17 protein-coding genes are annotated in these 17,797 nt (G+C 65.1%); 4 read left to right on the top strand and 13 right to left on the bottom strand.

The window, feature by feature from the left end; all coding sequences use genetic code 11:
- Nucleotides 1-24 precede the first annotated feature (24 nt).
- Nucleotides 25-1,161 (top strand): tRNA 2-thiouridine(34) synthase MnmA, encoded by a 1,137-nt coding sequence (gene mnmA, locus E2K76_RS02970; RefSeq protein ID WP_136682779.1) that lies wholly within the window; start codon nt 25-27, stop codon nt 1,159-1,161.
- Here the strand turns inward: mnmA and lpxB are convergent.
- The 12 genes from lpxB to pyrH all read right to left on the bottom strand — a co-directional run bounded on the left by lpxB (nt 1,158) and on the right by pyrH (nt 12,788).
- A complete protein-coding gene (lpxB, locus tag E2K76_RS02965) occupies nt 1,158-2,285 on the bottom strand; it encodes a lipid-A-disaccharide synthase (protein WP_136682995.1) in 1,128 nt (375 codons plus the stop codon). The genes mnmA and lpxB overlap by 4 nt on opposite strands.
- Entirely contained in the window at nt 2,282-3,064 is a 783-nt protein-coding gene (locus E2K76_RS02960; protein ID WP_136682778.1) for an LpxI family protein, read from the bottom strand. Before E2K76_RS02960 ends, lpxB begins: the two co-directional genes overlap by 4 nt.
- Nucleotides 3,061-3,840: an acyl-ACP--UDP-N-acetylglucosamine O-acyltransferase gene (lpxA, locus tag E2K76_RS02955; RefSeq protein WP_136682777.1), complete on the bottom strand. Its 780-nt coding sequence runs from the start codon at nt 3,838-3,840 to the stop codon at nt 3,061-3,063. The genes E2K76_RS02960 and lpxA overlap by 4 nt, the downstream gene beginning before the upstream one ends.
- Before the next feature lie 4 nt (nt 3,841-3,844).
- Nucleotides 3,845-4,309 carry a 3-hydroxyacyl-ACP dehydratase FabZ gene (fabZ, locus tag E2K76_RS02950; RefSeq protein ID WP_136682776.1) on the bottom strand — a complete coding sequence of 155 codons (465 nt, stop codon included), beginning with the start codon at nt 4,307-4,309 and terminating at the stop codon, nt 3,845-3,847.
- 64 nt (nt 4,310-4,373) lie between these two features.
- Nucleotides 4,374-4,937 carry an OmpH family outer membrane protein gene (locus E2K76_RS02945; protein WP_136682775.1) on the bottom strand — a complete coding sequence of 188 codons (564 nt, stop codon included), beginning with the start codon at nt 4,935-4,937 and terminating at the stop codon, nt 4,374-4,376.
- Nucleotides 4,937-7,309 (bottom strand): outer membrane protein assembly factor BamA, encoded by a 2,373-nt coding sequence (gene bamA / locus E2K76_RS02940; RefSeq protein ID WP_136682774.1) that lies wholly within the window; start codon nt 7,307-7,309, stop codon nt 4,937-4,939. Before bamA ends, E2K76_RS02945 begins: the two co-directional genes overlap by 1 nt.
- A gap of 69 nt (nt 7,310-7,378) precedes the next feature.
- The gene (gene rseP / locus E2K76_RS02935; protein ID WP_136682773.1) at nt 7,379-8,716 is read right to left on the bottom strand and encodes an RIP metalloprotease RseP; all 1,338 of its coding nucleotides are present in this window, start codon (nt 8,714-8,716) and stop codon (nt 7,379-7,381) included.
- Nucleotides 8,717-9,874, bottom strand: a complete 1,158-nt coding sequence (gene dxr, locus E2K76_RS02930) for a 1-deoxy-D-xylulose-5-phosphate reductoisomerase (protein ID WP_136682772.1) — start codon at nt 9,872-9,874, stop codon at nt 8,717-8,719.
- 1 nt (nt 9,875) lies between these two features.
- Nucleotides 9,876-10,679: a phosphatidate cytidylyltransferase gene (locus E2K76_RS02925; protein WP_136682771.1), complete on the bottom strand. Its 804-nt coding sequence runs from the start codon at nt 10,677-10,679 to the stop codon at nt 9,876-9,878.
- A complete protein-coding gene (uppS, locus tag E2K76_RS02920) occupies nt 10,676-11,401 on the bottom strand; it encodes a polyprenyl diphosphate synthase (protein WP_281280681.1) in 726 nt (241 codons plus the stop codon). Before uppS ends, E2K76_RS02925 begins: the two co-directional genes overlap by 4 nt.
- A 24-nt stretch (nt 11,402-11,425) precedes the next feature.
- Nucleotides 11,426-11,989: a ribosome recycling factor gene (gene frr / locus E2K76_RS02915; protein WP_136682770.1), complete on the bottom strand. Its 564-nt coding sequence runs from the start codon at nt 11,987-11,989 to the stop codon at nt 11,426-11,428.
- A gap of 67 nt (nt 11,990-12,056) precedes the next feature.
- Complete coding sequence (gene pyrH / locus E2K76_RS02910) at nt 12,057-12,788, bottom strand: UMP kinase (protein WP_136682769.1); 732 nt, start codon at nt 12,786-12,788, stop codon at nt 12,057-12,059.
- A 91-nt stretch (nt 12,789-12,879) separates the two neighbouring features.
- On the opposite strand from pyrH, the gene miaA reads away from it, so the two are divergent.
- The 3 genes from miaA (at nt 12,880) to E2K76_RS02895 (ending at nt 16,336) form a co-directional block, all read left to right on the top strand.
- Nucleotides 12,880-13,737 (top strand): tRNA (adenosine(37)-N6)-dimethylallyltransferase MiaA, encoded by an 858-nt coding sequence (gene miaA, locus E2K76_RS02905; RefSeq protein WP_136682768.1) that lies wholly within the window; start codon nt 12,880-12,882, stop codon nt 13,735-13,737.
- A 92-nt stretch (nt 13,738-13,829) separates the two neighbouring features.
- Nucleotides 13,830-14,621 (top strand): AraC family transcriptional regulator, encoded by a 792-nt coding sequence (locus E2K76_RS02900; RefSeq protein ID WP_136682767.1) that lies wholly within the window; start codon nt 13,830-13,832, stop codon nt 14,619-14,621.
- Between the two features lie 59 nt (nt 14,622-14,680).
- Complete coding sequence (locus tag E2K76_RS02895; RefSeq protein ID WP_136682766.1) at nt 14,681-16,336, top strand: ABC transporter substrate-binding protein; 1,656 nt, start codon at nt 14,681-14,683, stop codon at nt 16,334-16,336.
- Here the strand turns inward: E2K76_RS02895 and der are convergent.
- A complete protein-coding gene (der, locus tag E2K76_RS02890; protein WP_136682765.1) occupies nt 16,333-17,796 on the bottom strand; it encodes a ribosome biogenesis GTPase Der in 1,464 nt (487 codons plus the stop codon). The two genes, E2K76_RS02895 and der, sit on opposite strands and share 4 nt — an antisense overlap.
- Nucleotide 17,797 lies beyond the last annotated feature (1 nt).

The raw sequence follows: 17,797 nt of genomic DNA, 5'->3' as shown, positions 1-17,797 counted from the left end.
TTCCCGACACCCGGAATCTTTGCCATGCTGGACCACCCCCTCAACTCGCTGGGCTTTGCCAAGCCCCCGGCCCAAACCCGCGTCGTCGTTGCGATGTCGGGCGGCGTCGACAGCTCGGTTGTTGCCGCCCAGCTGAAGGAGGAAGGCTATGACGTCGTCGGCGTGACGCTTCAGCTTTACGATCACGGTGCGGCGCTGGCCAAGAAAGGTGCCTGCTGTGCGGGCCGCGACATTCACGATGCCCGCCGCGTGGCCGAGGAGATGGGCTTTCCCCATTACGTCCTCGACTACGAGAATACCTTCCGCGAGGCGGTGATCGACGAATTCGCCGACGCCTATCTGGCCGGCGCGACCCCCGTTCCCTGCATCCGCTGCAATGAACGCGTGAAGTTCAAGGACCTGCTGCAGACCGCCAAGGATCTGGATGCGGATTGCATGGCGACCGGCCACTACATCCAGCGCAAGATGGGCGGTGCCGGGCCGGAGCTGCATTGCGCGACCGACGCGAATCGCGACCAGAGCTATTTCCTGTTCTCGACCACACCCGAGCAGCTTTCCTATCTGCGGTTCCCGCTTGGCCACTTGGCGTCCAAGGCGGAAACGCGCGCCCTTGCCGCGCGCTATGGTCTGGCGGTTGCGGACAAGCCCGACAGCCAGGACATCTGCTTCGTGCCCAATGGCGATTATGCCGCGGTGATCGAAAAACTGCGTCCCGGTGCCGCCGACCCCGGTGATATCGTGGACAAGGCTGGCAACGTGCTGGGCCAGCATCGCGGCGTGATCCATTATACCGTGGGCCAGCGGCGCGGGCTTGGGATCGGTGGTCTGGGCGATCCGCTATACGTCGTTCGGCTCGACCCCGACCGTCGCCACGTCATCGTTGGTCCGAAGGAAGCGCTTTCCACCCGGATCATCCCGGTGCGCGAGGTCAACTGGCTTGGCGACGAGGCGTTCGATTCGCGCCCCGAATGGCATGTGAATGTGAAGGTCCGCTCCACCCGCGCGCCCCGCCCGGCGATCCTGCGTCCGATCTCGGCCACCGAGGCGGAGGTGGAACTGCTCTCGCCCGAAGATGGCGTTTCGGCTGGGCAGGCCTGCGTTTTCTATGCGCCCGAAGGCAGCCGGATCTTCGGCGGCGGCTGGATCTGGCGCGGGCGTTAACCCAAAAAGCGGATCACCGATTGTGCCGCGCGAAGGCCGGGGGGCGTGTCCCCTTCGCCAAGGCGGCGCATCGTCTCCTCCATCGCGGCGACCTGCGCGGGTGCGCCATCCAGAAGCGACAGCAGCGCCGGCGCGATCCGGTCGGCGCGGCAGTCATCGCCCAGAAATTCCGGCACCGTGCGCGTCTCGGACACGAGGTTCACCAGCGTCACCGTGTCGATCAGTGCCATCTTCCGCATCAGCCACATCGAGACGGGGTTCAGACGATAGGCCACGACCATCGGCACCCGATTCGCGGCCAGTTCCAGCGAGACGGTTCCAGAGGCGGCGATCGCCACATCCGCGGCCCGGAACGCGACGCGTTTGCCCGCGGCATCCTCGATGATGCGCGGCTGCACGGGCCAGTCGGCGGTCAACTGGCGCACAAGGTCCGCGACCCCACGCACGGTCGGCAGCAGCACGCCGACATTCGGATGCAGTTTCTTAACTTCGGCCAACGCGTCGCCGATGATCGGTGCAAGGCGCGACACCTCGCCCCGACGCGAACCCGGCAGGGCGAGGATGAGCGGGTCGGAGCCAAGATTCGCGCGAAATGCCGCCGCTTCCGATGCCGTCGCACGCTCCTCGGCCACGACGGGATGGCCGACGAAATCACAGCTCATCCCCGCCGCGGTCATATAGGGCGGCTCGAACGGCAGCAGCGCAAGGACGTGATCGACCGACTTCGCCATCTTCTCGGCGCGTTTCGGACGCCATGCCCAGACCGACGGGGCGACATAGTGGATCACCTTCATCCCCGGGCGTTCCGCCTTCACCAGCCCCGCGACGCGCAGGTTGAAGTCTGGCGAATCAATGGTGATGAGCGCGGCGGGGTTTGCTTCCAGCGCAGCCTTTGCAGCCTCCGAGATGCGCCGTTTCAGATGGAAGTATTTCGGAAGCACCTCGGCGATGCCCATCACCGAAAGCTCCTCCATCGGGAAAAGGCTCTCCAACCCTTCGGCTTGCATCAGCGGCCCGCCGACGCCCTCGAAGGCAACCTCGGGCAGCAATTGGCGCAGCCCGGCCATCAGGGCGGCACCCAGCCGGTCGCCCGAAGGCTCTCCGGCGATCAGGAAGAATCTCATCGCGCCCACAGCGCGATTCCCTGCGATCCGGCAGCCTCGATTACCTTGTCGCGGTCCAGCAGGATCACCCCGCCCGCTTCCCACGCGATACAGGCCAGCCGCGCCGCAGCTGCCTTGGCGACGGTATCGACACCCAGGGTCGGAAGGTCCACGCGCCGATCCTGCCCCGGTTTCGGCGCCTTGTAGAAGACGCCCCCGGCCCCTTCGCGCGTCGCAGCGACCCATTCCAGCATCGCGTCGGTTCCCGGCAAGGCCTCGACCGCAAGGCAGAGCCCCTGCGCCACGACCGCGCCCTGCCCCACATCGACGCTGCCCAAGGCCGCGACGATGGCCGTCGCGCGATCCGCATCCCGGGTCAGCGCGTCATCCACTGTGCCGACCAGAATCCCGCCCGAAGGCACCAATTCCGGTGCCAGCGCCTCGACCCCCTCGACGACAAGCCCTTCTTCTTCGAAAAGCCCGATCACGGCGCGCAGCGTGGCATCATCGCCGCCTTGCATTGCAGACAGAAGTCGGGGCACCAGCCTTGCTGTGGCGGGATCGAACAGCGACGGATCAAGCCGGGGACGACGCACGGCCCCGGCAAAGATCACACGCTCGACGCCGCGCTGGTGCAACTCTTGCAGAAAAAGCGCCAAGCGTTCCAAACGGAACACGATGTCGGGCACGATCCCGGTCGGCATGAACCCGTCCAGCGCCGCGACGATGGGCTCGTCCAGCACCTTGGCAAGGGCGGCGGGAAGGCCGCCATGCCCGGCGATTATCGCAGTCCGGCTCATTTCGGCGTCAGGAAGGATCTGTCCGTGGCGGCAAGGATGAAATCGGTCATCTCGCGCACGTGGTCGCTGTCGGTTTCGTCGTGCAGGCGGCGCGCGCGGTCAAGGAAGGTCCCCTCGCCCTGCGCAAGCATCTGGTATCCGGCGCGAAGGGCGGTGATCTCGGGCCGGCTGACCCCCCGGCGCTTCAACCCCACGAGGTTCAGCCCGTCAAGCTCTCCCCTCGGGCCCTGCACCAGACCATGCGGCAGCACGTCGTTCGTCACCATCGTGACCGCGCCGATGATTGCGCCGCGCCCGACGCGAACCCACTGATGAATGCCCGACAGCCCGCCGACGATCACGTCGTCGCCAAGGATACAATGTCCGGCGACCGCCGCCTGATTGGCAAGGATCACCCGGTCGCCCACGATGGCGTCATGCCCGACATGGCTGCCGGTCATCATCAGGCAGTCGTCGCCGACCTTCGTCACGCCGCCGCCCCCCTCGGTCCCGAGGTTCAGCGTCGCACCTTCGCGGATACGGCAACGCTTGCCGACCACCAGCCGCGTGCGTTCGCCCTTGTATTTCAGGTCCTGCGGAACCTCGCCCACGACGGCGAAGGGAAAGATCACCGTTTCGTCGCCGATCTCGGTCCAGCCGGTCACGACGGCATGGCTTTTGACGATGACACCAGCGCCCAGCGTCACTTCGGGGCCGATGATTGCAAAGGGGCCGATCTCGCAGCCCTCGCCGATCTTGGCAGCGGGATCGACGATGGCGGAAGGATGAATTGCCACGGGCTTATCCTTTCGGGAATTCCATCATCGCGGTGAACTCCGCCTCGGCGGCCAGTTCCCCTTCGACCGTGGCCGAGGCGGCGAATTTCCAGACCTTGCCACCCCCGCGCTTGGTGGTCACGGTCATTTCCATGACGTCGCCGGGGCCGACCTTCCTGCGGAATTTGCAGGAATCGATGCCCATGAAATAAACCAGCATGTTCTTGTCGGCCAGGTCCATCGAAACGCCGACCATCACTGCTGCGGTCTGCGCCATCGCCTCTACGATCTGGACGCCGGGGAACACCGGCATTCCGGGGAAGTGACCCTGAAACTGCGGCTCGTTGAAGGTGACGTTCTTGATGCCCACCGCCGATTTCATCGGAACGATATCGCGCACCTTGTCCACCAACAGGAACGGATACCTGTGGGGAATGATCCGCTGGATCAGCTGGATATCGGCCTCGGTCGGGATGGCAGGATCGGTCATCGTCTCTCCTAAAGGGCGTCTCCCCGCTGTCTGACTAGCAACTGGCTCGCGGGCAGGCAAGCCGTCAGGGGGATTCGGTTGGGGGGGCGGCGTCCAATATCCTGGACCCGTCGCCCAGTTCGGCATCCATCCGGCGTACGGCTTGATCCGTCACGTCAATCAGATCGAAGGACAGAAAGACACTGCCGCGGTCGAGGATCGCGACGGCCCCCGACTCTTCCATCATCGCGGCCAGAATTGGAACGGTCGCCTGCAGGAACGCCTGCCTTTCGGAATCGCGCCGCCGCGTCAGGTCGCGCGACTTCGCATCCTGCCGATCGCGGATACCATCCACGCGCTGGTCGAATTCCTGCGCGATGCGGGCAAACTCCTCGGGCGGCGTCACGGCACGGCGGGCAGTCAGGTCGCGCTCCTCTGCCTCCAGCGCCGCCTCGATAGAGCGGTTTTCGGCGACAAGAGCGCGGGTCGCGCTATCGAACCTTTCGGCAATCGCGCGACCGGCCTGCGTATCTGCCAGCAGCCGGTCCGGAACCACGGTCAGGATCGCGCTTTCCATACTGGGACGGGGCGGCTCCTGCGCCGCCGCCGTGCCCGCGAACGCGACCGCAAGACAGGCGGCCCGAAGCATCAGAACTGCGTCGAAAGCGTCAGGTCGAAGTTGCGCTCCTCGTCGTAATCCTCTTTCACCAGTGCCTTGGTGAAGTTGAACCGTAGCGGGCCGATCGGCGTCGTCCAGAACACGGCGAAACCGACGGTGGATCGCAGATAGGCCTTGTCGTCCACCTCTTGCCCGCCGAAGTTGCCACCCGAGGTGTTGTCCAGACCCCAGACCGAACCGACGTCAAGGAACAGCCCCCCCGTCACGCCGTATTCTGCCGGAAGCCCCAGCGGAAATTCGGATTCAAGACGTGCGACGGCGAAATAGTTGCCGCCCAGAGTATCTTCGTTGTCCGCATTCAGATCGCGCGGACCAAGACCATTGGGATCGAAGCCGCGAATGCGCCCGTTGCCGAAGTAACGGTTGGTCACCCGGCTTTCCTGATCGTTCAGCATGGCGATGGCGCCACCTTCGAACACGGCGCGAAGCGTCAGCTCTTCGTTCCAGACGCGGCGTTCGGCCAGCGCGAGGAAGCTGGTCGTGATCGATTCCACATCCCCGCCCAGTCCAGCGAAGTCCTGACCAAAGCGCAGCAGCACGCCGCCCAGCGGGTTGATACCACCCGTCCGCGTATCATAGCTCCAGGTATAGCCGACCGAGCTGGTCGTCAGCGCGCCCTTGTCTTCTTCCTTCACCAGAATGTCGGAAGACCCCGCGACGTAGTTCTCTTCGCCCGGATTGCCCTGACGGGTGCGTACGCCGGTGATCTTGTCGTTCTGAATGCGGTAACGCAGCTCCAGACGGCCGTATTCCGAAACCGGGAAGGCGATGGACGGGCCAAAGCCGATGATCCGGGTGTTGTAGTCCGAATTCTCGCGGTCCGTCTCGGTATAGTTCGCCGAAAGGCCGAAGCGCAGATCGCGGCCAAGGAAGGCCGGCTCGGCAAAGCTAATCGTCGAATTCACGCTGTCGCTGCCGGTACCGATGTCCAGCCCCAGATACTGACCGCGCCCAAGGAAGTTCGATTCCGAGAAACCGATGTTGAACCCGACGCCCGAAACCGCGCCATAGGCGATACCGAAGGACAGCGAGCCGGTCGGTTGTTCTTCGACATCGACGTTGACGACGACCTGATCATCTGCCGAACCCTGCTGGCTTTCCACCTGCGCGTCCGAGAAGAAGCCGAGCGCACGGATGCGTTCCGCCGATTGACGGATCTCGCGCGGGTTGAAGGGGTCGCCTTCGACCGTGCGGAACTGGCGGCGGATCACCTGATCCTGCGTGGTCGTGTTGCCTTCGATGTCGATCCGCTCGACGAAGACGCGCGGCCCGCGGGTCAGCGTGAATTGGACGTTCAAAAGCCCGGCGCGCTCGTCGCGGGTGATCCGCGGCTCGATCCGAACAAAGTTCAGCCCTTGACGCACGCCGACGTTTTCAAGCCGCGTCGTGTTCGTCTCGATCGCAGAGGGCGAATAATAGGTGCCCGATTTCAGCCGCAGTTCTTCTTGGAACTGGGCAGGATCGACGCCTTCCACCTCGGACGCGACGGACACGTTTCCGATGCGGAACCGCTGGCCTTCCTGCACCGCGAAGGTGATGAAGAACGCATCGCGTTCGCGCGTGATCTCGGCCGAGGCGTCGTTGATCTGCACATCGGCGAACCCGCGCGAAAGGTAGAAATCGCGCAGCAGTTGCTTGTCCAGCTCCACCCGTTCGGCGATGAACGTGTCGGCAGAGATCAGACGGCGCAGCCAGCCCGCTTGCCGCGTCTCCAGCACCTGACGCAAGCGGCGGTCCGAGAAGCTGCGGTTGCCGGTGAAGGAAATGCGCTCGACCTCGGTCGGGCGACCTTCGGCGACGGTGAAGACAAGGTCCACGCGGTTCTGCGAACGACGGATGATCTGCGGCGTCACGGTTGCCGCCGTCCGGCCCGATTGCGCATAGGCCGTCGTGATCGCGGCGGCATCCGCTTCGGCCTGCGAGGGCGAATAGGCACGGCGCGACTGCGAGGAGACGAGTTCCGCCAGACGCTCGTCCGACAGGATCGAGTTGCCTTCGAACGCGACGACGTTGACCATCGGATATTCGGCCACGACGATGCGCAGCGTTCCGCCCTGAGGCTGAATCTCGACCGTTTCGAACAGGCCCGAATCCACGATGCGCTGATAGGCGTCGTTCAACTGCCCGCCGCTGACCGCCTGCCCGCTCTGGATACCGGCAAAGGACAGGATGGTGGAGGCATCGACCCTCTGGTTCCCCTCGACCACCACGTTCGAGAAGCTGTAGCCTTGCGCCAGCAGCGGCACCGCGCCGCCCACCGTCGATATGCCAAGGAAAACCGAAACGGCAACCGGGCGCAGCCCGATCTTGCGCGTGCCGACGCCACCCTTCGTGCGTTTCATCCCTCTGCCCCGTTTTTAAGCCTTGTTGTCGTTCTGACTAGCCGCATTGCAGCGGCTTGTCAAAAGCCGTCAGGGGCAGAAGATGTCGTTTGTCAGTGCGAACATCATCAGCGTCAGGATCAACGCAAATCCGGTGGCCATGAGCGCCTGAAGCGTGCGATCGCCCGGGGGCTTGCCCGTCACCGCCTCGACCGCGTGGAAGACCAGATGCCCCCCGTCCAGAACCGGCACCGGGAACAGGTTCATCAGCCCCACGGCGGTCGACAGCACCGCGATGAACCAGATGAAATTGCCCGCCCCCGCCGACGCAGCCGCCCCCGAGGTTTCCGCGATCCCGATCGGCCCTTGCAGGTTGCAGGTGCTGATCGCGCCCGTGATCATGTGCCACAGTCCCGAAAGGCTGGTCGCGCCGATGGCCCATGTCTGCGAAGCGCCAAGGCCGACCGCCTCCAACACCCCCGGCGTGCGGGTTTCCGGCTGGAACACCAGCCCGCCGGTCAACCCGATCAGCCAGCGTGTCTCGAAGCCGCCCGCGGGCAGCGGCACGTCCTGCCGCTTTGGCGTCAGGGTCAGCGAAAGCGTCTCGCCGCCTCGCCAGATCTCCAGCGTGACCGGTGCCCCGTCCGAGGCACCGACGGTTTCGCGCAGTTCGTTGAAGGAATGGACCGGGGTTCCGTTCACCGCCGTGACAACATCTCCCGCACGCATTCCCGCAGCGATGGCGGCGGATTGCGGCGCGACCCCGTCCGCGACCGGCGGGAAGGGATAGGGACCAGCAATGGTCCGCTCTGCCTCGCCACGCTTGACGACATAGCTGGCCGTCGGCGCCGGCGGCAGGTCCTGCGCCGCATCATAGAATGCGGCAAGGTCGGGCGTCGGCTTTCCATCCAGCGACAGGATCAGATCGCCCGGCACCAAGGCCTCGGCCTGTTGCGGAAGCGGCTTCACGCTGCCGACCAGCGGAGAGTCGGTCGCCACGCCACCGAACAGTGCAAAACCCGCAAAGATCAGGATGGCCGACACGAAGTTGAACGCCGGACCCGCCGCGACCGTCGCCGCCCGCGCCCAAAGCGGCGCGCCGTGCATCGTATGGCGGCGGTCTTCCGGCGTCAGTTGGCGCATCTGGTTGTCGTCACGCCCCGATGCCGCATCGGAATCGCCAAGAAACTTCACATAACCACCAAGGGGCAGCGCGGCGACCTGCCAGCGCGTCCCCCGGCGATCCACACGCGAAAACAGGATCGGACCGAACCCGAGCGAGAATACCTCGGCGTGGATGCCGGACCAGCGCCCCACGATGTAATGGCCGTATTCGTGGATCGCCACGATGATCGACAGCGCGACGACGAAAGCCGCCACCGTCCAGACCAGCCCGCCGAAACCGGGCAAAAGCGTCGTCAGATCCAACTATCGTCCTCCGGCGATCGATGTCGCCACGCGCCGGGCCGACGCATCGACCTCCAGCACGTCATCAAGATTTGCAGCGGTGCGGCCAAGCCCGTTCATCCGCGACAGCGTCTCCTCGACTATCGCCGCCATGCGCGGAAATGCCAGAGAGCCCGCGATGAAGTGATCCAGCGCGATCTCCTTGGCGGCGTTGAACGCGGCGCCATGCAGCCCCCGAGCCTCCATCACATCGCGTGCGATCCGCAGTGCCGGGAATTTCGCAATATCAGGGTCCTGGAACTCCAGCTTGCCAATCTGCGCGAGGTTCAGACGTTCCACCGGGACATCACCGCGACCCGGCCAGTGCAGCGCAAAGCCGATGGCGTGGCGCATGTCAGCCGGCCCGAGATGCGCCATGATGCCACCATCGCAGAACCCCACGAGCGCGTGCACGATGGATTGGGGATGGACAAGAACCTCGATCTTGTCGGGGCTTATGCCGAAATATTCACGCGTCTCGATAAGTTCGAGCGCCTTGTTGAACATGGACGCGCTGTCGATGGAGATGCGCTGTCCCATCGACCAGCTTGGATGGGCGACAGCCTCGGCCAGCGTCGCATTCGCGATACGCTCGGCGCTCCAGTTGCGAAAGGGGCCACCGGATGCGGTGATGATGACACGTTCGACGCAAGCCGCATCTTCGCCGGTCAACGCCTGAAACACCGCCGAATGTTCGCTGTCCACCGGCAGGATCGTCGCGCCATGCGCACGTGCGGTTTCCATCAGCAGCGGCCCCGCAGTCACGAGGCTTTCCTTGTTCGCAAGCGCCAGCGTGCCGCCATGACGCAGCGCGCGCATCCCCGGCACCAGACCCGCGGCGCCCACGATGCCCGACATGACCCAATCTGCGGGCCGGTCTGCGGCTTCGGCGATTGCTGCCTCTCCGCCAGCGACTTCGATCTTCGTCCCTGCCAGCGCCTCGCGCAGTGCGGGAAGGCAGTCGTCATAGGCGGTGACGGCCAGTTCCGCCCGCAGCGCAATCGCCATCTCGGCCAAGCGGGCGATGTTGCGCCCCCCGGTCAGCGCGACGGTGCGATAAGTCTCCGGCGCGCGCATGACAAGATCGAAGGTGCTTTCCCCGATCGAACCGGTGGCACCGAAGATGGATATGCTGCGCATGTCAGGCCCCTTCGGGCAAAGGCAATGGGAAAAGAAGGCTTAGAAGCGTCACGGCCACGACGGCCCCGATCAGCGCATCGAAACGGTCCAGAACGCCGCCATGGCCCGGGATCAGACGAGAGCTGTCCTTGACCTGCGCGCGCCGCTTGATCCAGCTTTCGGCGATGTCGCCGAGCTGCCCGGCCAGCGCAATGACGGGCGACAGCACCACCAGCCCCCAAGGCGCGCCCTGCAACAGAACGAATGCAAGCCCCACCAGTGCCGCACCGAACCACCCGGCAATCGTGCCCGACCATGTCTTGTTTGGACTGATGCGCGGCCAGAATTTCGGCCCGCCAAGGCTGCGCCCGACGAAATATCCCATCACGTCCGATGCCACCACCAGCGCCACCAGCCACAGGATCACCGGCCGGCCAGCCTCGTCCCGCAGGACGATCAGCGCAAAGCCCGCGATCATGATCGCAAAGGCATAGACGGCCGCGACTTTGCGGTGCTGCACCAGCGCCGCGCAGACCAGCGCCGGGACGATCAGCGCCAGCGGCCAAAGCGGCCCGATCGGCAGCACCAGCACGGCATAGAGCATGACGGTCGCCAGAACCCCCATCGCAATCGCGACCCAAGGTCCGTTGGGCTGCTGCATCCGTACCAGTTCCCAGACCATCACGCCGGTCAGCACCAGCACGAGGATGGCAAAGCTGAGCCCCCCCATCCAGACGTCGATGGCCCCGACCCCCAGCATGATCACCGCCGAAAGCATCCGCTTGGGCAGATCGCCCCAACGACCTTGTTTGGGCGCCCGTCTCATGCCTTCCGGACGCCGCCGAACCGGCGGTCGCGATTGCCGAAGCGCGACAGGATCGTCGCCAGCTCGTCCGGGCGAAAATCGGGCCAGAGCGTCGGGGTGAATTCATACTCGGCATAGGCCGATTGCCACGGCAGGAAGTTCGATGTCCGCGTCTCGCCCGAGGTGCGGATGATCAGGTCCGGGTCGGGCAGGCCCACGGTATCCAGCGCGCCCGAGATCGTCGCCTCCGACAGCGCCGCCGGATCGAGCCGACCCGCCGCCGCATCGGCGCACAGACGGCGCATCGCGCGCACCATCTCGTCCCGCCCGCCATAGTTGATCGCCACGGTCAGGTTCAGGCGGGAAAACTGCGCCGTGCGCGCCTCGATCCCGGCCATCAGCTTCTGCAGCTTGGCGTCCAGACGCGAGCGGTCGCCGATGAAGCGCATCCGCACCCCTTCGGTCGCCAGACGATCCGCTTCCCGCTCGATATAGCGGGCGAAGATCGCCATCAGGCCCAGCACTTCCTCGGTCGAGCGTTTCCAGTTTTCCGTCGAGAAGGCATAGATCGTCAGCCACTCGATCCCCAGATCGGGGGCGGCACGCACGATTTCCTTGACCCTCTCGGCCCCTTTGCGATGCCCGACAAGACGCGGCCACCCCCGTTCCGTGGCCCACCGTCCGTTGCCATCCATGATGATGGCAACGTGGCGCGCCCGGCCGGTCTCCTCCTTGATGGCCAAGATCAGCCCCTTTTCAACCGCAGGTCAAACCTGCATGATTTCCTGCTGCTTTGATTCAAGCGCCTTGTCGACATTGCCGATGGCCTTGTCGGTCAGGGCCTGAACCTCGTCCGACCACATCTTCTGGTCGTCCTCAGCCATGCCGGCGGTTTTCGCCTTCTTGATCTGGTCCATGCCGTCGCGGCGCACATTGCGGATCGCGACGCGGGCCTGTTCGGCATAGCCGGCGGCGACCTTCGTCAACTCCCGGCGGCGTTCTTCGTTCAACTCGGGGATCGGCAGGCGGATCAGCGGGCCATCCACCACCGGATTGATCCCGATGCCGGATTCGCGGATCGCCTTTTCCACTTTGGAAATCATCCCCTTGTCCCAGACGTTGATCACGACCATCCGCGGCTCGGGCACGTTCACGGTGCCAAGCTGGTTGATCGGCGTCATGGTGCCATAGGCCTCCACCTGAATCGGGTCCAGGATCGCACCCGAGGCGCGCCCCGTCCGCAGCGATCCGAATTCCTGGCGCAGGGACGCGATGGCGCCGTCCATGCGGCGCTCGATGGCATCGAGGTCGATCTCCAGATCGTCAGACATAGCAAATTCCTTCTTCGTGCCGCGCGCGTTCCGGCTTCATAGCAGTCCCGGTCGCGGCGGTATAGCCTTAGCCGCGCACACGCGTATAGGTGCCTTCGCCGCGCAGAATGCCGCGGAAGCCGCCCGGCTCGTCCAGCGAAAAGACGATGATCGGCAGATCGTTGTCGCGGGCCAGCGCGATGGCGGATGCGTCCATCACGCCCAGATGCTTCTGCAGCACTTCGTCATAGGTGACGTTGTCATAGCGTTTCGCATCTGCATGCTTCTTCGGGTCTTTGTCATAGACCCCGTCCACCTTGGTCCCCTTGAAGATCGCCTGACAGGCCATCTCGTTCGCGCGCAGGGTCGCGGCGGTGTCGGTGGTGAAATAGGGGTTTCCGGTTCCGGCCGCGAAGATGCAGACGCGCTTCTTTTCAAGATGGCGCACGGCGCGGCGGCGGATATAGGGTTCGCACACCTGATCCATCGGAATGGCCGAGATCACCCGCGTATGGATGTTCAGCGATTCCAGCGCCGCCTGCATGGCCAGCGCGTTCATCACCGTCGCCAGCATACCCATGTAATCCGCCGTCGTCCGTTCCATCCCCTGAGCGGACCCTTGCAGGCCGCGGAAGATGTTGCCCCCGCCGATGACCATGCAGATCTCGACCCCAAGATCGTGGACCGACTTCACCTCGTTCGCGATGCGCTGGACGGTGGGCGGGTTCAGACCGAACCCCTGATCGCCCATCAGCGCCTCGCCCGAAATCTTCAGCATCACGCGCTTGTATGTGACGGGAGTTGGGCTGATCTCGTTCATTCTGTGGCTCCCGCCTTCGTGTTCCGGTTTGACTTGGCGCGAAAATGTCGGAAAACGCCGCCGGGATCAACCGGGCGGAAGCAGGAGCGTGATGGACCTTGGCAATATTCCTCCGGCGCGGCCCGTCCTGATCGCAGGGCCGACGGCCAGCGGCAAGTCGGCGCTGGCCGTGCGGATCGTGCGCGAGGGCGGCGGTGTGATCGTGAACGCCGACGCGCTGCAGGTCTATGCCAACTGGCGCGTGCTGACCGCCCGCCCCTCGGAGGCCGAGGAAGCGGCGCTGCCCCATGCGCTTTACGGGCATGTCGCGCGGGATCAGGACTATTCAGTCGGGCATTGGCTGCGCGATCTTGCCCCGCTTCTTGACGGGCCGCGCCCGGTGATCGTCGGCGGGACGGGGCTATACTTCACCGCGCTGACCGAGGGGCTTGCCGAGATCCCGGCGACCCCGCCGCAGGTTCGGGCCGAAGGCGATGCGATGGAGCTTGCGGCGCTGATTGCGGGGCTGGATGCCGCCAGCGCCGAGCGGATCGACCTTGCGAACCGCGCCCGGGTGCAGCGTGCGTGGGAAGTGCTGCGCGCGACCGGGCGCGGCATTGCCGACTGGCAGGCCGATACCGCGCCGCCGCTCTTGCCGTTGGAGGATGCCGAGGCGCTGGTATTGCGCCCCGACCCGGACTGGCTGGGGCATCGGATCGACCTGCGTTTCGATCAGATGCTTGCGGGCGGTGCCTTGGAGGAGGCGCGGATGGAGCTTCCCCATTGGCAGCCGACCCGCCCCTCCTCGCGCGCCATCGGGGCACCTGAACTGATCGCGCATCTGAGGGGCGAGATGACGCTGACAGAGGCCACCGCCGCCGCCAAGCTTGCTTCGCGCCAGTATGCCAAGCGCCAAAGGACATGGTTCCGCAATCGGATGAAGGCGTGGCAACCTGTGGCTCTGCCGTGACATTCCTGTTGCCGCCGCGTTTTCCTGCGTCTTTGCGCTTGGGTTTGATGCGGCGCGCCGCTTAACCTCTGGCTCATCAGAAAGGGGCCGTCATGCAGGACCAGATCTCGCCCATGCGGCTCGTGCCGATTCCCCGTCTGGCGGCGGGCGGTCGCTGGCGGGTCGAAGCGATGCGCTCGATCTCCGAGCCTTTGCTGCTTTGGTTCACCAAGGGTCAGGGGCGGATCACCGTCGCGGGGCAGACGCGCGGCTATACCGCCCATAACGCCATCTTTATCCCCGCAGGCGTCATGCACGGGTTCGAGGTCGGCCAGCAGGTCTTCGGGCAGGCGCTGTTCTTCGGGCGCGATCATGGGCTGCCACTTTCAGACGCCCCGCGCCATCTGCGAATCCGCGAAGTGCTGGTTCAGCAGGAGTTGAACGTGCTGCTGGACAATATCCAGCGCGAGAGCGCGGCCACCACCACAGGCGCCGACCGCGCCGCGCGGCACTGGTGCGGGCTGCTTTCGGTATGGCTGGACCGGCAGGTGGAACGCGGCAACGCGGATGCGGCCCCGGACGACGCAACCCGCCGCCTCGTCGCGCGCTATGCCGATCTGCTGGAGCGGGAGTTTCGCACGGGGATGAACGTCGCCGATCTTGCCGCCGCGCTTGGGGTCACGCCGACGCATCTGACGCGCTGCTGCAAGGCGACCTGCGGACGGCCCGCTTCGGCGCTGCTGCACGACCGCATCCTGTTCGAGGCGCGGCACCTGCTTGCAGAGACCGACATGCCCGTGGCACAGATTGCAAAGAGCCTCGGCTTCGCATCGCCTGCCTACTTCACACGCGCCTTCAGCAATCTGGCGGGCGCGTCGCCCACCGCCTTTCGCCGCGCCAACTGATCCGGAACGCCGCGCGCCCTGCCCGCGTTCGTTCCCTGAACCCCTTTACGGAGGACGCCATGCCCCGCCACCCGATCCACCCCGCCGCGCAATCCCTTGCGCGCGAGGTCCGGTGCGGGGCGATCGGGCGGCGCGAGTTCCTGACCCGCGTTTCGGCATTGGGCGTGGCGACACCCACCGCCTATGCGCTTCTGGGGCTGAGCGCGCCGCAAGCGCAGGACGTGCAACCCTTCAAGGGCGGCACGCTGCGGATGCAGATGGAGCTCCGCCCCTCCGGCGATCCGCGAAGGGCGGCATGGCCGCAGACGGCGAATTTCCTGCGTGGCTGGCTGGAATACCTCGTCGAATACGAGGCGGACGGCACCTTTCGCGGGATGCTTCTGGAAAGCTGGGAGGCGAATGCCGACGCCACCGAATATGTCCTGCATGTGCGCCGGGGCGTGCGATGGAACAATGGCGATCCATTCACCGCCGCCAATGTGATCCACAATATCGCGCGATGGGCAGATGCCACGATCCCGGGCAATTCCATGGCGGGCCGCATGGCCGCGCTTCAGGATGATGCGCGGCAAGGGCTGCGCGACGGTGCGGCGATGGCGGACGACCCCCACACGGTTCGGCTGTCGCTTGCCTTTCCCGACATCTCGATCATCGCGAGCTTTTCCGACTATCCCGCCTGTCTCGTCCACCCATCCTATGACAATGGCGATCCGGCGGCGACACCGATCGGCACTGGCCCATTCCTGCCCGAGCCGTCCGAGAAGACCCGTCAGATTCTGGTGCGAAACGAAGCGCATGAATGGTGGGGGACCGAGGTGCTGGGCGGCCCCTGGCTGGACCGGATCGAGTATCTGGATTACGGCACCGATCCTTCGGCCACCATCGCCGCCGCCAAGGCGGCCGAGATCGACGCCACCTATCAATCCTTTGGCGAGTTTCTGCCCGCCTTGGACGCCTTGGGCTGGACACGATACGAGACGCCCACAGCCGCGACGCTGGCGATCCGCTTCAACCAGAACGCGCCCGAATTTGCTGATGTCCGTGTGCGCCGCGCGATCCAGATGGCCGTCGACAACGCGGTCGTGCTGGAGATCGGGTATTCGGGCCTCGGGATGGTGGGCGAGAACCACCACGTCTGCCCGATCCAACCCGACTACGCCGAGCTTCCGCCTCCGACCGTCGATCCCGACGCCGCACTCGCCCTTCTAACCGAGGCGGGCATGGCAGAGCATGAGTTCGAGTTGATCGCGCTGGACGATACGTGGCAGGCGGTCAGCTGCGACGTGGTTGCAGCACAAATGCGCGATGCGGGGATGAAGGTGAAGCGCACCAACTTGCCCGGCAGCACGTATTGGGAAAATTGGAAGACCTATCCATTCTCTGCGACCGAATGGAACATGCGCCCGCTTGGGGTTCAGGTTCTAAATGCGGGATACCGCACCGGAGCGGCGTGGAACGAGACCGGATTCGCCAATGACGCCTTCGATGCAGCACTGGACCGGGCGCTGGCCATCGACGATGCGGCAAGCCGCAGCAAGGTCATGGCCGAACTTCAGGGTATCCTGCGCGACGAGGCGGTGCTGATCCAGCCCTATTGGCGCACGATCTTCCGTCATGCCGCCGCCCGGGCGCATGGGATGGAAATGCACCCGGCGTTCCTGCACCAGCATTATCGCTGGTGGGTCGATCCCCCGCCGCAACCGACCGAGGATTAACCCTTCTTCTCCAGATGCTTGCGCAGACGCGACGGCGTGCCGAAGTTCTTCTTGTCCTTGTAGGGGTTCTTGTCCCCCTGCCCGCGCAACGTCAGGCGGATCGGCGTGCCCGGCATGTCGAAATGGTCGCGCAAGCCGTTGACAAGATACCGTTTATAGCTGTCAGGCACCATGTCCTGATGGCTGCACATGACGATGAATCCCGGCGGACGGGTCTTCACCTGCGTCATATACCGCATCTTGATGCGGCGCCCACCCGGCGCGGGCGGCGGGTGCGCCTCGGTCATCGCGCCCAGCCACGAGTTGAGCCGTGCAGTCGGCACGCGCCGGTTCCAGACGTCATGCGCCTTCAGGATGGCAGCGTGAAGCCGGTCGAGCCCGCGCCCCGTCTTGGCCGAAACCGTGACCAGCGGTGCTCCGCGAAGCTGCGGCAGAAGGCGATCGAACATCTCCTTCAGCTCGGCCATCTTCTCCTGCTTCTCGTCCTCCAGATCCCATTTGTTCACCGCGACGACGACCGCACGGCCCTCGGTCTCGGCAAAGTCGGCGATCCGCAAATCTTGCTGTTCGAACGGGATTTCCACGTCCAGCAGCACGACCACGACTTCGGCGAAGCGCACCGCGCGCAGGCCGTCCGATACCGACAGCTTTTCCAGCTTGTCGTTGATCCGCGCCTTCTTGCGCATCCCGGCGGTATCGAAGATCCGCGTCGGCACGCCCTGCCACTGCGTGCGGATCGAGATCGCGTCGCGCGTGATTCCCGCCTCCGGCCCCGTCAGCAGACGGTCATAGCCGAGGATCTTGTTGATCAGCGTCGATTTCCCGGCATTCGGACGACCGATCACCGCGATTTGCAGCGGATGTTTTTCGGTCGGCTTGTGCGCTTCGGGATCATCCTCGTCTTCGCTGTCCTCGGGGACGTCGACGTCCACGATCGGGGCGTCCTGTTCGGCCCGCTCGGCAAAACCGTCGGCAATCGGACGCAGTATGGTATAGAGGTCGTCCATCCCCTCGCCATGTTCGGCGGACAGCCGGATCGGCTCGCCCAGACCAAGGCTCCACGCTTCGATCGCGCCGGAATCGCCCGCCTTACCTTCGGCCTTGTTCACGCCAAGGATGACATGCGCGTTCTTGCGGCGCAGGATATCGGCAAACACCTCGTCCGTCGGGGTCACGCCCACGCGCCCGTCAATCAGGAACAGGCACACATCGGCCATATCCACCGCGCGTTCGGTCAGGCGGCGCATCCGGCCCTGAAGGCTGTCGTCGGTGACCTCCTCCAGCCCTGCCGTGTCGATGACAGTGAAGCGCAGGTCGATCAGCTTGGCGTCGCCTTCGCGCAGATCGCGGGTCACCCCCGGCTGGTCGTCCACCAGCGCAAGCTTCCGGCCAACAAGCCGGTTGAACAGGGTCGATTTGCCGACGTTGGGACGCCCGACGATGGCGAGGGTGAAGCTCATG

Source organism: Falsirhodobacter xinxiangensis, from assembly GCF_004959935.1.
GTDB lineage: Bacteria > Pseudomonadota > Alphaproteobacteria > Rhodobacterales > Rhodobacteraceae > Falsirhodobacter > Falsirhodobacter xinxiangensis.
This window is presented reverse-complemented; position numbering and strand designations above follow the sequence as displayed.

What these genes read in the sequence shown, in the direction of transcription:
- mnmA (WP_136682779.1), top strand. Translation starts at nt 25, where the DNA reads ATGCTGGACCACCCCCTCAACTCGCTGGGCTTTGCCAAGCCCCCGGCC.
- lpxB (WP_136682995.1), bottom strand. Translation starts at nt 2,285, where the DNA reads ATGAGATTCTTCCTGATCGCCGGAGAGCCTTCGGGCGACCGGCTGGGT.
- E2K76_RS02960 (WP_136682778.1), bottom strand. Translation starts at nt 3,064, where the DNA reads ATGAGCCGGACTGCGATAATCGCCGGGCATGGCGGCCTTCCCGCCGCC.
- fabZ (WP_136682776.1), bottom strand. Translation starts at nt 4,309, where the DNA reads ATGACCGATCCTGCCATCCCGACCGAGGCCGATATCCAGCTGATCCAG.
- E2K76_RS02945 (WP_136682775.1), bottom strand. Translation starts at nt 4,937, where the DNA reads ATGCTTCGGGCCGCCTGTCTTGCGGTCGCGTTCGCGGGCACGGCGGCG.
- bamA (WP_136682774.1), bottom strand. Translation starts at nt 7,309, where the DNA reads ATGAAACGCACGAAGGGTGGCGTCGGCACGCGCAAGATCGGGCTGCGC.
- dxr (WP_136682772.1), bottom strand. Translation starts at nt 9,874, where the DNA reads ATGCGCAGCATATCCATCTTCGGTGCCACCGGTTCGATCGGGGAAAGC.
- E2K76_RS02925 (WP_136682771.1), bottom strand. Translation starts at nt 10,679, where the DNA reads ATGAGACGGGCGCCCAAACAAGGTCGTTGGGGCGATCTGCCCAAGCGG.
- frr (WP_136682770.1), bottom strand. Translation starts at nt 11,989, where the DNA reads ATGTCTGACGATCTGGAGATCGACCTCGATGCCATCGAGCGCCGCATG.
- pyrH (WP_136682769.1), bottom strand. Translation starts at nt 12,788, where the DNA reads ATGAACGAGATCAGCCCAACTCCCGTCACATACAAGCGCGTGATGCTG.
- miaA (WP_136682768.1), top strand. Translation starts at nt 12,880, where the DNA reads ATGGACCTTGGCAATATTCCTCCGGCGCGGCCCGTCCTGATCGCAGGG.
- E2K76_RS02900 (WP_136682767.1), top strand. Translation starts at nt 13,830, where the DNA reads ATGCAGGACCAGATCTCGCCCATGCGGCTCGTGCCGATTCCCCGTCTG.
- E2K76_RS02895 (WP_136682766.1), top strand. Translation starts at nt 14,681, where the DNA reads ATGCCCCGCCACCCGATCCACCCCGCCGCGCAATCCCTTGCGCGCGAG.
- der (WP_136682765.1), bottom strand. Translation starts at nt 17,796, where the DNA reads ATGAGCTTCACCCTCGCCATCGTCGGGCGTCCCAACGTCGGCAAATCG.